This window comes from Erythrobacter sp. WG (assembly GCF_026586795.1).
Taxonomy (GTDB): Bacteria; Pseudomonadota; Alphaproteobacteria; order Sphingomonadales; family Sphingomonadaceae; genus Erythrobacter.
In genome coordinates this window covers 1-15,421 of the sequence record NZ_JAPFGY010000015.1, presented here as the reverse complement: position 1 = coordinate 15,421, position 15,421 = coordinate 1, and the positions used below count along the sequence as shown (strand labels likewise).

The window sequence follows — 15,421 nt, the reverse complement described above, 5'->3', positions numbered from 1 at the left end:
CACCAAGCGCGCCTAGCCGGACTCTTGCGCTCTTCGCCCACCCCTGTCTCACGGGATCGCCCATGCCCTCATCGCTCCTCCGCCGCGCCGCGACCGGCATCGCCCTCGTGCTCGGCCTCGTCACGCTTGCGGCGTGCGATGCGGGAGGAGGGGGCGCGCAGTCGGTGCACGCGGTCGGCTCCTCGACGGTCTATCCCTTCGCCACCCGCGTCGCCGAGGCCTTTGCCCGGGCCAACCCCGATTTCCGCTCGCCGCTGATCGAATCCACCGGCACCGGCAACGGCATCCAGCTGTTCTGCAAGGGGCTGGGGCCGGACACCCCGGACATGGCCAACGCATCGCGCCGGATGAAGCCGTCAGAGTTCGACAACTGCGTCGCCAACGGGGTGGACAAGGTCATCGAATTGCAGGTCGGGCTCGACGGGATCGCCTTTGCCTCGGTGCGCGGCGGGATCATGCTCAACCTTTCGCCCAGGATCGTCTACGAGGCGCTCGCCGCGCGGCCCTATGGGCGGGCGCAGACCGCCAGGACTTGGGCCGATGTCGACCCGAGCCTGCCCGCGCGCCCGATCGTCGTCTATGGCCCGCCGTCCACCTCGGGCACGCGCGATGCGCTCAAGGAGCTGATCCTCCACGTCGGCTGCGACAGCGATCCGGCGATGAAGGCGCTGAAATCCAGCGACAATGCGCGCTACAACCAGATCTGCACCGAGATCCGCGACGACGGCGCCTATGTCGACCAGGGCGAACAGGACAACCTGATCGTCCAGAAGATCGCCGGCAATCCGGGTGCAGTGGGGATCTTCGGCTTCTCCTACCTCGAGGAGAATCTCGACAAGATCCAGGACCTGCCGATGAACGGGGTGCCTGCCACCTACGACAACATCGCCGATTTCAAGTATCCCGGCGCCCGCCCGCTCTACGTCTATGTCAAGAAATCGCATATGCGCGCGATCCCCGGCCTTCGCGAGTTCATGCAGGAATGGGTGAAGAACTGGGGCAAGGACGGCCCGCTGACCCGCGCCGGGATGGTGGCGATGCCGCCCGAGAGCATGGCCGCCAACGCCGCCAAGGTCGAAGGCCAGACGGTGCTCACCCGCGAGGAACTCGCCGCGCCATAGCCCGCGCGCGATTGCGCGGTGGTCGGGGCGCGTCTAGGCTTGCCCCCATGAGCGCGCGCAAGATCGCCGAGTGGCACAAGGCCGGACTGATCGACGCCGCCACGCGCGATCGCCTGCTCGCGCACGAGAACGCCCACGCAAGGCCGCTGTTGCTGTGGGCGGTGTGGGGGATCGGCGCGCTCGCGATCGGGCTCGGCCTCGTCTCGCTGATCGCCGCCAACTGGGAGGACATCCCGGGCCCGCTGCGCCTCGCGGTCCACTTCGCCCTCATCGCGGGCGCCGTGGCGGCGCTGTTCGCGCGGGAGGAGCGGCTGGCGGCGCGGTCCCCGTGGGCGGTCGAGGCGCTGGCCTTCGTCGCCGCCGCATTGGGCCTCACCTTCTTCGGGCATATCGGACAGGTCTACCAGACTTCCTCGCCACTGTGGCAGCCGCTGGGCGCCTGGCTGGTGCTGTTCGCGCCGCTGCTGCTGCTCACCGGACGCGGCTGGCCGACCGCCGCGCTGGTGGTGATCGGCGCGGTGTGGTGCGTGTGGGACTATGCCACCAGCCGCGACGGCGGGGTGCAGCTCGCCCGCCAGCTGTGGCTCGCCGCGGTGCTCACCGCGCCGGTGTTCTTCGCGACGCTCGGCGCCTGGGCGCGCACGCGCAGCGCGCGCGAGGATTTCTGGTGCGATATCGAGGAACTCGCCTTCGCCTATGCGGTCGGCAGCGCCTCGGGGGCGACCGTGATCGCGGCATGGGACGGCTTCGGCACGCGCCACGTGGCGGGCGAATGGGCGAGCATCCTCCTTGCCGGCGCGCTCGCGGCCCTGGCGGGGATCGGCGTGGTGCTGGCGCGGCCGGGCATCTCCGGGCGGATGACCGGCGCGGTCATCATCGGCGCGGGGGCGAGCCTGCCGATTGCCTATGCGATCAGCGGGGCGACCGTGCCCGCCGCGCTCCTGTTCTTCGCGCTGTGGGGCGGGATCGCCGCCGCCGCGCTTGCCGGCAACTGGCGCGTGGTGTTCCAGATCGCGGTGGGGCTGATCGCGATCCGGCTGATCATTCTCAGTTTCGAGCTCGCCGGAGACCTCTTGATGAGCGGCTTCGGACTGATCCTGTCGGGGGTGATGATCCTTGCCGTGTCGTGGGCGGCGGTGCGCGTCGCGCGGCGCTTCGCCCCGCACAAGGGTGAGCCCGCATGAACCGCGCCGCACGCCTCGCCGCCGCGCTGCTCCCGCTCGGCGGGCTGGCCGTGCTGTGGGGCATGAGCGCCGCGACCTTTGCCCGGGGCACCGAATGGGAGGTTCCGATCGCCGGCTACGACCCGCGCGATTTCCTGCGCGGGCACTATGTCGAGTTCACCTATGACTGGCCGGGCCTCGCGAGCGAGGGCTTTCCCGGGCCACAGGCGCTGTGCCTCGAAGGCGCCGCGCCGCGGCTCGACCGCGTCCGCACGCTGGTGGAGGGCGCGCGGTGCGCCCATCCGCTGCGGGCCGATCCGAACGGCATCTACGGGATCAGCGGCCTTGCGCAAGGCCGGCTCTATGTCGGGCAGGCGCGCGCAGGCCAGCTCGATGCGGAGCTGCGCGACCGCGACCGGCGCGGGGTGGTGACCATCCGCCAGCGCGAGGACGGCAGCTTCGCGGTGGTCGACATCCGCCTGCGTCCACTGACCCCCGCCGAGCGCGCCGCGCGCGACGCGCCGCCGCCCTCGCTGGAGCCCGCGGCGCCGCCGATCATGGAGCAATAGGCCCCGTGCCTAGAGCGGGTTGCCGTCCTTGTCGCGGTAGATTTCGCGGCGGCCGACATGGTTTGCCGGGCCAACGAAGCCGTCGTGCTCCATCCGCTCGATCCACTTGGCGGCGGTGTTGTAGCCCACCCCCATCTGCCGCTGGAGCCAGCTGCCGGACGCCTTCTGGTTCTCGAAGACGATCTGGCAGGCCTGGCGATACTTGCGTTCTTCCGGGTTGTCCGAGGCGGTGAGGTCGTCCTCGAAGCCGAAGCCGAAGCCGTCCTCGGGCTCCTCGGTCACGGCATCGACATAGGCCGGCGCGCCTTGCGCGCGCCAGTGATCGGCAATCGCTTCCACCTCCTCGTCGGAGACGAACGGCCCGTGGACGCGCACCATCGCCCCGGTGTTGGGCTTGTAGAGCATATCGCCCCGGCCCAGCAGCTGCTCGGCCCCCTGTTCGCCGAGGATCGTGCGGCTGTCGATCCGGCTCGTCACCTTGAAGCTGATGCGGGTCGGCAGGTTCGCCTTGATGACCCCGGTGATGACGTCGACCGAGGGGCGCTGGGTCGCCATGATGAGGTGGATGCCCGCCGCGCGACTCTTCTGGCTGAGGCGCTGGATCAGCACCTCGATCTCCTTGCCGACGGTGACCATCAGGTCCGCCAGCTCGTCGACGATCAGCACGATCTGCGGGAGCGGCTGGTAATCGAGCTGTTCCTCCTCGAACAAAGGCTCGCCGGTCTCCGGGTCGAAGCCGGTCTGCACCCGGCGGCCCAGCGGCTTGCCCTTGGCGATCGCGCCCGCGACCTTCTCGTTGAAGGAGCCGATGTTGCGCGAACCGATCGCGCTCATCATCCGGTAGCGCCGCTCCATCTCCTCGACGGCCCATTTGAGGGCCCGCACCGACTTGGCCGGCTCGGTCACGACCGGCGAGAGCAGGTGCGGGATGTTGTCGTAGATCTTGAGCTCGAGCACCTTGGGATCGATCAGGATCAGGCGCAGCTCGGCCGGCGTGAAGCGGTAGAGCAGGCTGAGCAGGATCACGTTAAGCCCCACCGACTTGCCCGACCCGGTGGTCCCGGCAACCAGCAGGTGCGGCATCGCGGCCAGATCGGCGATGATCGGCTCGCCCGCGATGTCCTTGCCGAGGATCACGGGGAGGTTGCCCTTCGCGTCCTGGAAGGCGGCGGCGGCGGCCAGTTCCTTGAGCATCACCGTCTGGCGATCCTGGTTGGGCAGCTCGATGCCCATGACGGTGCGCCCCGGGATCGGCGAGACGCGCGCGGAAATCGCGCTCATGTTGCGGGCGATGTCCTCGGCCAGGCCGATCACCCGGCTCGCCTTGATGCCCGGCGCGGGTTCCAGCTCGTACATGGTGACAACCGGGCCCATGCGCACGGCGGTGATCTCGCCTTTCACGTTGAAATCGCCGAGCACGTTCTCGAGCAGCCGTGCGTTGCGCTCCAGCGCCAGCTTGTCGAGCTTGGGTCCCTTGTCGGTCGGCGGCTCGGCGAGGAGATCGAGGCTCGGCAGGCTGAAGGGGGCGAACATATCGGCCTGCGCGGTGCGGGCGGTGGCGGCGCGCTTGGGCGGGGCGGAGGGATCGGTGATCTCGGGGCTGCGGCGGGGCCGCTCCTCGATCTCCGGCGCGGGCTTGGCGGCGGCGGCGCGGCGCGGGCGGGCGGGGGCGTCCTCGTCCGCGTCCGTATCGTCGGCATCGCCGCCGGCGAAGGCCAGCGCGGGCATCCGCTCATGCCCCGGCAGCGGCAGGCGGCGGGCGAGCCCGGCGAGGCTCCCGCCGCCGAGGAATTCGGGCAGGCTCATCAGCACCCGCCAGTCGATCGCGAACACCCGGGTGAGCAGCGCCACCCCGCCGGCAAGGCAGGCAAGCGCCAAGGCGAGGATCACCCAGCCTTGCGCCCCTTCGCCGAAGCGCGCGGCGATCGCCTGCACCGCGCTCGCGCCGAGCAGGCCGGTGAGGCCCCCGGCCTGGGCGGGCAGCGTCCCGCCAGGCGCGGTGAAGACGAGGCTGAGGACGGTGGCGATCAGGCTCGCCGCGATCAGCAGCAGCGCGGCGGGCATCCACCAGCCGGTGGTCTCGGGCTCGTCCCCGTTCTCGACGTCGCGCCACAGCTTGCGCGCGCTGACATAGAGCAGCGGCAGCAGCAGCGCGCCCGGCAGGCCGAAGATCAGCAGCACCCGGTCCGCCGCCCAGGCCCCGGCGGCGCCCATCCAGTTCTTGACCTCGGCGGGGTCCGCGGCGGTCGAGGGGGAGGGATCGGTCTGGGTGTAGCTGGCGAGCGCGAGCGCGAGGAACACCGCCATGCCGAGCAGCAGCCCGGCGCCGGTCATCTGAACCAGGCGGCGCAAGGTCCGGCGCAGCCCCGTGCGCCATTCGGCATCGGTCTGGCGACCGGGTTTGGTAAGGGGCGCCGCGCGGCTGGCCATGGGGGAGTCTCCTGTGCGGAACACATCATGAATCCTGCGGGGACAAGGGTCAAACCCTTTTGCGCCCGGGGCAATCAGTGAAGGCGGTCGCGCGGCATCGGGATCACACCATTGGCGCGCATCCGCTCGACCCAGCGCGACGCCTGGTTGAAGCCCACCCGGAACCGGCGCTGGAGCACCGAGATCCGGGTCTCGCCGTGCTGCACCACGTATTCGCAGGCTCGGATGTAAAGCGCGTCGTCGTACTCGCACCCCCGGCGGTACAGGGCGTCCTCGTCGTCGCCGGTCATCGGCTGAGACCGTCGATCGCGGCCCAGCGCGGCCAGCCGAGCGCGCGTGCCCGGCGATGGGTCATGCCCCCGAGTGCGATCACCGGGATCGGCGATTGCCGCGCCAGCAGCCCGAAGCGCACCGGCCCCAGCACCTTGCCGCCCGGGTGCGAGCGGGTCGCGAACACCGGGGAGAGCAGCGCCGCATCCGCGCCGAGCCTTGCGGCAAGGGCCAGCTCGGCAAGGTCGTGCGCGGTCGCGAGGTGGAGCAGCCCCGCCCGGCGCGGCCACAGGGCGCGGGGGCTCCCGTAGATCCCGTCTGCGCCCCATTCCCGGGCGGTCAGGGCCGAGTCCGCCAGCACGATCCGGTGCCCCCGCGCGCGCGCGATCCGGCGCAGCGCCCGGAACCGCGCGAGCCGTTCAGGCCCCGCCAGATGATAATGCCGGTAGATCAACCCCGAGCCGCGCGGCAGCGCGGCGAGGGCCCCCTCCAGCCGCGCATCGTTGCGGGCGTCGGAGATCAGCCACAGGCCGGGGAGGGTCTTTGCGCGCGCCACCGGGGCGCTATACAGCGCCGCCATGGAAAGCGCATCCTCCCGCCTCGCCGACGTGAACGCCAATATCGCCCGCGCGTGCAAGCCTGCCCGCCGCGCGCCCGCCGAGGTGACGCTGATCGCGGTCAGCAAGACCCACGACGCCCCCGCGATCCGGCCATTGATCGACGCGGGCCAGCGGGTCTTCGGCGAGAACCGGGTGCAGGAGGCCGGGGCCAAGTGGCCCGCGCTGCGCGAGGCGCACCCGGATATTGTCCTGCACCTCATCGGCCAGCTGCAATCGAACAAGGCGGACGAGGCGGTGGCGCTGTTCGACGCGATCCATTCGCTCGACCGGCCGAGCCTGCTGACCGCGCTCGCCAGGGCGATGGACAAGGCGGGGCGGCAGGTGCCCTGCTTCGTGCAGGTCAATATCGGCGACGAGCCGCAGAAGGGTGGCTGCCCGCTCGCCAATCTCCCCGCGTTTCTGGCTGAGGTGCGCGCCACCGCGATCCCGCTCGCAGGCCTGATGTGCATCCCCCCGGCGGGCACCGAGGCCGCGCCGTTCTTTGCCCTTCTTGCCAAGCTGGCCGCCGATCACGGCGTTACTGGCCTCAGCATGGGCATGAGCGGCGATTACGAAACCGCCGTGATACTCGGCGCGAGCCACGTCAGGGTCGGCACCGCGCTGTTCGGCGCGCGCTGAGGCCCCGCCACCGGGCCTCGGGCCCCGCAGCGCAAGACCACGCAAAAGGGGCGCCCCGTTGCCGGAGCGCCCCTTTTTTCACGCGCCCGCGATCGATCAGAAGTCGAAGCGCGCGGTGATGCCGTAGGTGCGCGGTTCGCCGAGGAACTGCGAGAAAATCTGCCGGCCGCCCGGGAACTGCGGGTCGACGAAGGGCGCCGAGCCCGTGCCGGCCTGGAAGGGCGAGTTGAACGCGACCTGCGCGAAGTCCTTGTTGAAGATATTCTGTCCCCAGACTTCCAGCGCCCAGCGCTGGTCAGGCCCGCGGATGCCGAGGCGGGCGTTGAACACCGCGAAGCTGTCCTGGAGCTTCTGCGGGAACAGGTCCGACCCGGTGTTGAAGTCCGAGTTCAGGCGGCTGTCGATATAGACGAGGCCGGTGAGGCCGCGGCCGAGCTCCGGAGTCCAGGTGACGCTGCCGGTGGCGACGAGTTCCGGCGCATTCGACAGTTGCTGACCGGGCAGCACCCGCAGCGCGGGATCGAGCGGAGCGCCGGCCGCGTTGCCGACGAGGTTGCCGCGGTAGCGGGTGCGGGCATAGGTGAGACCCGCGCCGACCTGGAAGTTGCGCGCCGGAATCAGCAGCGCCTCGAGCTCGACGCCCTGAGTGCGCACGCCGTAGCTGAGGTTGCTGGCCGCGCACGCGCCGGTGACCGGGCTGAGATCGCGGTCCCCGCCGTTCAGGCTGGCCGAGCAGCCGTTGACGTTCTGCACCAGGAAGACCGTGCCGTTGAAGGTGTTCAGCTGGAAGTTGCTGAAATCCGAACGGAACGCGGCAACGCTGATGTTGAGGCTGCGGCTCGCGTACTTGGCGCCGATTTCGTAGCTGTCGACCAGCTCGGGATCGAACTGGAGGGCGCCGACCAGTTCGGGCGCCCCACCGACCGAAGCGAAGCTCGAGATCGGCGACTTCAGCGCCGAGCGGTCGAGGTTGAAGCCGCCCGCCTTGTAGCCGCGCGCGTAGCTGGCGTAGGTCAGCAGGTCGTCGGTCAGCTTGTACGAGAGGATTGCGGTGCCGGTCCACTCGCTTTCACGGCGCTCGTCGGCGATCGAGACGCCGTTCAGTTCCGCGGTCGAGTTGCCCTGGCAGGTCAGGCCGATCAGGCCCGCAGCGGTCGCGCCCAGGGTCGCCAGGAACGGCTGCAGGGCGGCCTGCTGCGCCGGGCAGGCGACGTTGTCGTTGCCGAAGGTCGCCGAGAAGTCCTTGGCGTCACGGGTGTAACGCAGGCCGAGGGTCAGATCGAGCCGATCGGTGATGTGCACGATGTTGTGCGTGAACAGCGCCCAGTTGGTGCCGTCCTGGAAGTAGCGGTCGTCGGTCGAGCCGCGGTTGTTGACGGAGTCGAGCCGGTCGATGGCCGCCAGCAGCGCGCCGCCGACCACCGCAGAGCCGCCGGTCGCCGCGCCGGCGGCGATCGCGCCCCGGCCCACCGGCGAAAGACAGCCCGCCCCGCCCGGCGAATAGAAGCCCGCAAGCCCGCCGCCCGAGACCAGACGGCAGGTGGCGAAGCGGCCATACTGGTTGCCGAACCGCAGGTTGTCGCGCACGGTCAGCTTCTCGTTGGCGAAGAAGCCGCCGACGAGCCAGTCGAGCGTGCCGCCGAAAGCCTCGCCCTGCAGGCGCAGTTCCTGGGTGAAGGTGTGGAACTGGCGGTAGGCGTTGTCGCTCGGCGTGCGGAACAGGATGTCGACCGTGCCGTAGTCGGTGTCGGACCCCTGGCCCGAACGGTATTCGCGATAGGCGGTGATCGAGGTCAGCTTGGCGCCGCCGAAGTCGTAATCGATCTGGCCCGAGAAGCCGTAATCCTTGGTAATGCCCTGGAAGCTGCGGCCCGGGGTCGAGGAGATGTTGCGCGAATAGCCCTGATTCAAGGCACCCAGGTTCTGGCCGAGGTCGCGCAGCACGTTGATGATGTTGTTGCCGTTGGGCGAAAGCGGGGTGAGCGGCGTCGAGGGGTTGTTGAGCGCGCCGATGAAGGGGTTCACGCTGCCGTCGACATAGGTGGCGCCGCAGCACTTTTCGTCGCGGTAGGTGTAGTCCGCGATCAGGCGGATCGACAGCGCGTCGTTGGGTTCGAACAGCACCTGCCCGCGCACGAAGAAGCGGTTGCGGTCGTTGACGTCGGTGTTGTTGGCCGGGTCGAAATAGAAGCCGTCACGCTTCACGAACACGCCGTCGAAGCGGGTCGAGACGGTTTCGCTGAGCGGGGCGGTGATCCCGGCGGCAAGGCGCCAGAAGTTGAAGTTGCCGTAAGTCACTTCGCCGTTGGCGGCGAATTCGAAATCGGGCGCACGCGAATAGATGCTGATGAGACCCGCCGAGGAGTTGCGCCCGCCGAGCGTGCCCTGCGGACCGCGCTGCACTTCGATGCGGTCGATCTCGCCCAACTCGTTGAGGCCGATGCCCGAACGCGAACGATATACGCCGTCGATGAACACCGGGACCGAGCTTTCAAGGCCGGGGTTGTCGCCGACCGTGCCGATCCCGCGGATACGCGCCGAACCGTTCGCTTCCGAGCCCGTCGAGGAGACGAGCAGCGAGGGCGCGAGCTGGTTCAGCTGGCGGATGTCGTTGGCGCCGGAGTTGCGCAGGGCGGTGGCGTCGACCGCCGAGATCGCGACCGGCACGTCGGCGAGCGCCTGGCGGCGGCCCTGGGTGGTGACGATGATGACGTTATCGGGCTGCAGGTCGGACGCGGCCTCCTCCTGCGCATCCTGCGCGTCTTGCGCGAAGGCGGTGGTGGGCATGAAGGCCATCCCGGCGCCAAGAAGCGCCAACGCACGCAGCGAAGTCAACTGTCCCATGATATCTCTCTCCCCAGCAAGGCGCTTGTTTTGTCGCTTGCCTACCGCTTCCCCTGCCCAGCGCAACCGGCTTTCGCGCGGTGGTCACAATTTTTGGACCTGTGTGGCATTCATGCCTTTTCGAGCTGCTCCTGCCGCTCGTCGCTGGCCGCAGCGAGCAGCGCCGCCTCGATCTCGGCAAGCCGTTCGGGCGCCTTGATCTTGGCGCCGGTGAGATCGGTCACGTAGAAGGTATCCGCCGCCGCCTCGCCATAGGCGGTGATGTGCGCCGAATGGACAATCAGGCTCGCCTTGTAGAGCGCATGGGCGAGCCGGTTGAGCAGCGCCGGACGGTCGCGGGCGGTCACCTCGATCACTGTGAAGTGGTTCGAGGCGTTGTTGTCGAAACCGACCTGCGGGGCGACGTCGAAGGCGTTGGCGCGCGAATGGGCGAGCGGCCGCGCGGCGAGCTTGGGCACCAGTTCGACCTTGGCGAGCAGCGCGTCGCGGATGCCCTTGTCGATCCGGGCCATCTGCGCCTCTTCCCTGAACGGCTGGCCGTTGTGGTCCTGCACCAGGAAGTTGTCGACCGCATAGCCGCTCCTCGCGGTGTGGATGCGCGCATCGATGATGTTGGCGCCCGCAAGATGGATGCCGCCCGCCATGCGGTAGAACAGGCCCGGGTGGTCCGCCGCGATCACGCTGACCCGCGTCGCGCCGCGCGTCTCGTCGACCTCGCACTGGATCGAGAGCGCCTCGCCGGCGGCCTGGGCGGCGTCGTATTGCGCGATGTTGCTAGCGATGATGTCCTCGGGCTCGGCGATCCAGTAGGCATCGCCGAGCTGCGCGCCGATGGAATCGACGAGATGCCCGTCCTCGCCCAGCAGCCGCGCGGCGGCGTCCTTCTTGGCCGCCACGCGCTGCTTGCGCCCGCTGCCCTTGTGGCCGAGCCTGAGGCGCTCCTTGGCGGCATCGTAGAGCTCGCCCAGAAGCTGCGCCTTCCACGAGTTCCAGGTCCCCGGCCCCACCGCACGGATATCGACCGCAGTGAGGATCGCGAGGTTGCGCAGGCGCTCCAGGCTCTGCACCTCTGCGACGAAATCCTCGATGGTCTTGGGATCGGTGAGGTCGCGCTTCTGCGCGGTGCGGCTCATCAGCAGGTGGTGGAGCACCAGCCAGGCGACCAGCGCGGTCTCCTTCTCGTCGAGGCCGAAGCGCGGACCCAGCCGGTGCGCGACCTCGGCGCCGAGCACCGAATGGTCCCCCCCGCGCCCCTTGGCGATGTCGTGGAGCAGCACCGCCACGAACAGCGCGCGGCGCGAGGCGAGCTTGGGGAACTCGGCGGTGGCGCGCGGATGGTCGGCGGCGAGCAGCCCGCGCTCGATCTGGCTGAGCAGCCCGATGGCGCGGATGGTGTGCTCGTCGACCGTGTAGTGGTGATACATGTCGAACTGCATCTGCGCGTTGACGCGGCCGAAATCGGGCACGAAGCGGCCGAACACGCCCGCCTCGTTCATCCAGCGCAGCGCCGTTTCGGGGTCCTTGCGGCCCGCCAGCAGCTCGAGGAACAGCGCGTTGGCGCGCTTGTCGCGGCGCAGCCTGCCGTCGATCAGCTTCGCATCGCGCCCCGCCTGGCGCATCGTTTCGGGATGCACCTCGAGCCCCTCGGCCTCGGCCAGCTGGAAGACCTCGATGAGCCGCACCGGATCGTTCCGGAACCAGTCGTCGCCCGGGGCGCGGATGCGCCCCGCATCGATGCTGTAGCCCTTGAACATCCGCGGCCGCTGGACCCACCCGGCGAAAAAGCCGGTGCGCGGGCGCTTGCGCGCGAACTCCTCGTCCAAGTGCGCGAGGAACACGCCGGTGAGGCTGCCGACCCGTTTCACCTGAAGGAAGTAATACTGCATGAACCGTTCGACCGCGCTCTTGCCCGGGCGCTCGGCGAACAGCATCCGCTCGGCCACGGCGCGTTGGAGGTCGAAGGTCAGGCGGTCCTCGGCGCGGTCGGTGAGGATGTGCATATGGCAGCGCACCGCGAGCAGGAAGCCTTCGGCGCGGCGGAAGCTGCGGTATTCGCTGGGCGTCAGCAGCCCGACGTCGACCAGCTCCGAGGCGCTGCCGACGCGGTGGACGAACTTGCCGATCCAGTAGAGCGTCTGGAGATCGCGCAGCGCGCCCTTGCCCTCCTTGATGTTGGGTTCGACCACGTAGCGGCTGTCGCCCATGCGCTTGTGCCGGGCATCGCGCTCGGCAAGCTTCTGGGTCAGGAACTGGCGTTCGTTGCCGCGCGCGACCTCGTTCCAGAAGCGGCTGCGCAGCTCCTCGTAGAGCGCCTGTTCGCCCCACACCAGCCGCCCTTCGAGGAGGGCAGTGCGGATCGTCAGGTCCTCCTTTGCCATGCGGATCGTGTCGCCGACGGTGCGGCTGGAATGGCCGACCTTGAGGCCCAGATCCCACAGCAGGTAGAGCATCGCCTCGATTACCTGCTCGCACCACGGCGCGCGCTTCATCGGCGTGATGAAGGCGACATCGACGTCCGAATGCGGCGCCATCTCCGCCCGGCCGTAGCCGCCCACCGCGAGGATCGCGAGGCGTTCGGCCTGGGTGCGATTGGGGACGGGGTAGAGATGCGCGGTGACGTGATCGTGGATCACCCGCAGCAGCTGGTCGATGAGGAAGCTGTAGCCAGCGGTGACCTCGTGCCCGGCGGACGGCGTCGCCTCCAGCCGCCGCGCGAGTTCGTGCCGCCCCTCGTCCAATGCCATCCGCAGTGCGGTGACGATCGCGGGGCGCGCAGCGCTTCCCTGCGCCGCGTGCAGCGACGCGATCTCCTCGGCCAGCATCCGCCGGTCGATGATCGCGCGCTGCCCGGGGACGCGCCTAGGGCTCACGGGACAGGCTCACCGCGCGATCACGCGGCGACCACCCCTTGCGCCGCGACGTCAAGGAAGCGGGCCTTGACCGCGCGCTTGTCGATCTTCTGCGTGCCGAGGCGCGGCAGGGCTTCCTCGACCAGCCAGATCTGGTGTTCGAGCGGCACCTTGAAGGGCGCGATCCGTTCCAGCAGGAAGGCGCGCAGCTCGCCCGGCGAGAGCGCCGGCCGGCCCTCCTTCATCGCATAGACCGCCGCCGGAACCTCGCCGAACCGCTCGTCGGGCAGGCCGAAGACCGAGCATTCGCCCACGTCGTCATGCGCGTAGATCGCGTCCTCCACCTCGATGCACGAGATGTTTTCGCCGCCGCGGATGATGATGTCCTTCTTGCGGTCGACGATGAACAGGTAGTCGTCCTCGTCGAGGTAGCCCAGGTCGCCGGTGCGGAAGAAGCCGGTGTCGGTGAAGGCGGCCTTGGTGGCTTCGGGGTTCTTCCAGTAGCCGCGGAAGTTCGCGACCGAGCGGATGCACACCTCGCCGACCTGGCCCTGCGGAAGCTCCTTGCCCATGTCGTCGAGGATGCGCAGCTCGACCAGCGGCTTCGAAGCGCGGCCCGTCGAGCCGGGCTTGGCGAGATAGTTCTCGTTGAAGTTGCCGCAGCCCACCGCGTTGGTCTCGGTGAGGCCGTAGCCGAGCAGCGGGAAGCCTTCGGGGAAGGCCTCCTTGATGCGGTTGACGTGTTCCACCGGGCGCGGCGCGCCGCCCGCGGCGAAGCTCTTGCACGCCGACAGGTCGTACTTGTCGCGGTCGGGGTGGTTGGCGATCTCGTAGCTCATCAGCGGCACGCCGACGAAGTAGGAAACCTTTTCCTCGGCCATCAGCCGGATCGCGAGCCCCGCGTCCCACTTGGGCATCAGCACGAGCTTCCTCGCGATGGCGAAGCTTTGCAGGAACAGCGGGATCTCGCCGGTGACGTGGAACAGCGGCACCGCGACGAGCGCGCAGGGCTGGTCGCTCAGGACCTCGCCCTGGCTTTCGACCAGCACCTTGGCCATCGCCGACTGCGCGACATAGCTCATGATCCCGTGGACGACGCCGCGATGATCGGACCAGGCGCCCTTCGACTTGCCGGTCGAGCCCGAGGTGTAGAGGATCGTCGCGAGGTCATCAGGGCCGAGCTCGCCGAGTAGCGCGATCGCGGCGGGGGTGCCTTCCGGCTCGGCCCAGGCGGCGGCGAGACCTTCGGCTGGCGGGTTGCCGTGGCTGAAGACCACAACCTTGGCGCCGTGGGCGTGCCCCTCGAGCCGGGCGGCGCGGCCTTCGTCGGCGAGCACCAGCTTCGCCTCGGCAAGGTCGATCGCGTAGGCGAGTTCATCGCCGCTCGAAAAGCCGTTGAGCAGGGTCGCGCAGCCGCCCGCCATGATGACGCCCATGTAGGCGATCATCCAATTGGCGGAATTGCGCGCGGCGATGGCGATGCGGTCGCCCTTGGCGACGCCGTGATTGCGGATCAGCCCTTCGGCGACGCGGGTGGCGGCGGCATAGGTCTCGCCGAAGGTCAGGCGCACCTCGCCGTCGACGAGGAAGGGCAGCGCGGCGTTCTGCTGGCTGAAGTGGGCGAAGTAATGCGCGAGCGTCGGCGGCGCGCCGATGAAGGCAGGCATGGCGATCCCGTCGCGTTCGAAGGGCACGGTGGCGAAGGGCTGACCCTCGGCGGTCAGCGCGGCCATGATGCCTTCGAGCGCATTGTCCAGCTGCGTGGGCATGCGTGGTTTCCTCTCTCTCGTGTTGCGGCCTGCCGGTGTCCGGATGGCCTGTCCCATTCCGCCCGGCGTCCCCGTGCCCCTTCCCCTGCCCCGGATGCTGTGCCAGAAGCGCCAGCGCGACCGGGGCCCGCAGATGGCCCGCCGATACGGCATATCATTGCAATAAGAGGTTCGCCCCGTGCTGTCACTACTTGCCGCAAGCGCCGGCGCCGCCGATCCGATCTACTGGACCGATCTGGGCCTGCAGCCGGGGATCGACCTCGGGTTCTTCACGCTGAGGTTCTATTCGCTCGCCTACCTGCTGGGCGTGATCTTCGCCTATTGGCACACCTCGGTCGCCCTGAAGCAGCCCGGCGCGCCGATGGCGCAGCGCCATGCCGACGACCTGTTCTTCTACTGCACGCTCGGGGTGATTCTCGGCGGGCGGCTGGGCTATGCGGCGTTCTACACCGGGGGCGAGACCGGCATCCCTTCCGCCTTCACCGATTTCTCGGGCGATGGCCTGGTGTCCTGGCGGTTGCTGCGCCTGTGGGACGGGGGCATGAGCTTCCACGGCGGCCTCATCGGCGTGACCGCGGCGATGGCCTTCGTGGCGTGGCGCGACAAGCTGAACTTCATCCGCGTGGTCGACTATGTCAGCGTCGGCGTGCCGATGGGGATGCTGCTCGGGCGGCTCGCCAACTTCGTCAACGGCGAGCTGTGGGGCCGCGGCCCGACCGACGTGCCCTGGGCGATGGTCTTCCCCGGCGCGGGCGATGTCGCGCGCCATCCCAGCCAGCTCTACCAGGCCGGGCTCGAGGGGCTGGCGATGCTCGTCATCATGCTGCTGCTGTTCTGGAAGACCCGCGCGCGCTACCGCCCCGGGCTGCTGGCGGGGGTGTTCACCACCGGCATGGGGTGTGCGCGCTTCGTCAATGAGTTTTTCCGCCAGCCGGACCAACAACTGGCTGACTTTGCCGCCCGCACCGGGCTATCGATGGGCCAATGGCTGACCATACCGCTGATCCTGACTGGGTTGATTGTCGTGCTCTTCGCGCTGCGCCGGAAGCCGCTGGCGGCGGGGACGACCGCACCGGCCTGAGCGCCGCCGACGCGCCCGGGGTGTGGCGCAGCGCGCTGCGGCTGATCGAGCCCGCGACGGACCCGCGCGGTGCGCCCGCGCCTGCCG

General features: G+C 69.4%; 11 protein-coding genes. 5 read left to right on the top strand and 6 right to left on the bottom strand.

What is annotated here, in order from left to right; all coding sequences use genetic code 11:
- Positions 1–62 precede the first annotated feature (62 nt).
- From OPU67_RS09210 to OPU67_RS09200, 3 genes are read left to right on the top strand one after another with little or no spacing between them, the layout of a single operon-like run.
- Positions 63–1,121, top strand: coding sequence for a substrate-binding domain-containing protein (locus tag OPU67_RS09210; protein ID WP_267619240.1), 1,059 nt, complete (start codon positions 63–65; stop codon positions 1,119–1,121).
- 47 nt (positions 1,122–1,168) lie between these two features.
- Positions 1,169–2,305: a DUF2157 domain-containing protein gene (locus OPU67_RS09205; RefSeq protein ID WP_267619239.1), complete on the top strand. Its 1,137-nt coding sequence runs from the start codon at positions 1,169–1,171 to the stop codon at positions 2,303–2,305.
- Positions 2,302–2,853: a GDYXXLXY domain-containing protein gene (locus OPU67_RS09200; protein ID WP_267619238.1), complete on the top strand. Its 552-nt coding sequence runs from the start codon at positions 2,302–2,304 to the stop codon at positions 2,851–2,853. The genes OPU67_RS09205 and OPU67_RS09200 overlap by 4 nt, the downstream gene beginning before the upstream one ends.
- A gap of 9 nt (positions 2,854–2,862) precedes the next feature.
- Here the strand turns inward: OPU67_RS09200 and OPU67_RS09195 are convergent, their stop codons facing one another.
- The 3 genes from OPU67_RS09195 to OPU67_RS09185 all read right to left on the bottom strand — a co-directional run bounded on the left by OPU67_RS09195 (position 2,863) and on the right by OPU67_RS09185 (position 6,133).
- Positions 2,863–5,283, bottom strand: coding sequence for a DNA translocase FtsK (locus OPU67_RS09195; RefSeq protein ID WP_267619237.1), 2,421 nt, complete (start codon positions 5,281–5,283; stop codon positions 2,863–2,865).
- Between the two features lie 74 nt (positions 5,284–5,357).
- Positions 5,358–5,573, bottom strand: coding sequence for a DNA translocase FtsK (locus OPU67_RS09190; protein WP_267619236.1), 216 nt, complete (start codon positions 5,571–5,573; stop codon positions 5,358–5,360).
- Positions 5,570–6,133 carry a thiamine phosphate synthase gene (locus OPU67_RS09185; protein ID WP_267619235.1) on the bottom strand — a complete coding sequence of 188 codons (564 nt, stop codon included), beginning with the start codon at positions 6,131–6,133 and terminating at the stop codon, positions 5,570–5,572. Before OPU67_RS09185 ends, OPU67_RS09190 begins: the two co-directional genes overlap by 4 nt.
- On the opposite strand from OPU67_RS09185, the gene OPU67_RS09180 reads away from it, so the two are divergent.
- Positions 6,132–6,791, top strand: a complete 660-nt coding sequence (locus OPU67_RS09180; RefSeq protein WP_267619234.1) for a YggS family pyridoxal phosphate-dependent enzyme — start codon at positions 6,132–6,134, stop codon at positions 6,789–6,791. The genes OPU67_RS09185 and OPU67_RS09180 overlap by 2 nt on opposite strands.
- Before the next feature lie 96 nt (positions 6,792–6,887).
- Here OPU67_RS09180 and OPU67_RS09175 read toward each other — a convergent pair whose 3' ends face one another.
- From OPU67_RS09175 to OPU67_RS09165, 3 genes are all read right to left on the bottom strand, one after another.
- On the bottom strand, positions 6,888–9,635 hold the full coding sequence (locus tag OPU67_RS09175; RefSeq protein WP_267619233.1) for a TonB-dependent receptor: 2,748 nt from the start codon (positions 9,633–9,635) through the stop codon (positions 6,888–6,890).
- A gap of 110 nt (positions 9,636–9,745) precedes the next feature.
- Complete coding sequence (locus OPU67_RS09170; RefSeq protein ID WP_267619232.1) at positions 9,746–12,505, bottom strand: [protein-PII] uridylyltransferase; 2,760 nt, start codon at positions 12,503–12,505, stop codon at positions 9,746–9,748.
- A 20-nt stretch (positions 12,506–12,525) separates the two neighbouring features.
- A complete protein-coding gene (locus OPU67_RS09165) occupies positions 12,526–14,253 on the bottom strand; it encodes a class I adenylate-forming enzyme family protein (RefSeq protein WP_267619231.1) in 1,728 nt (575 codons plus the stop codon).
- Positions 14,254–14,431: 178 nt separating this feature from the next.
- Between OPU67_RS09165 and lgt the strand changes: the two genes are divergently transcribed.
- On the top strand, positions 14,432–15,334 hold the full coding sequence (gene lgt, locus OPU67_RS09160; RefSeq protein WP_267619230.1) for a prolipoprotein diacylglyceryl transferase: 903 nt from the start codon (positions 14,432–14,434) through the stop codon (positions 15,332–15,334).
- Positions 15,335–15,421: the final 87 nt, after the last annotated feature.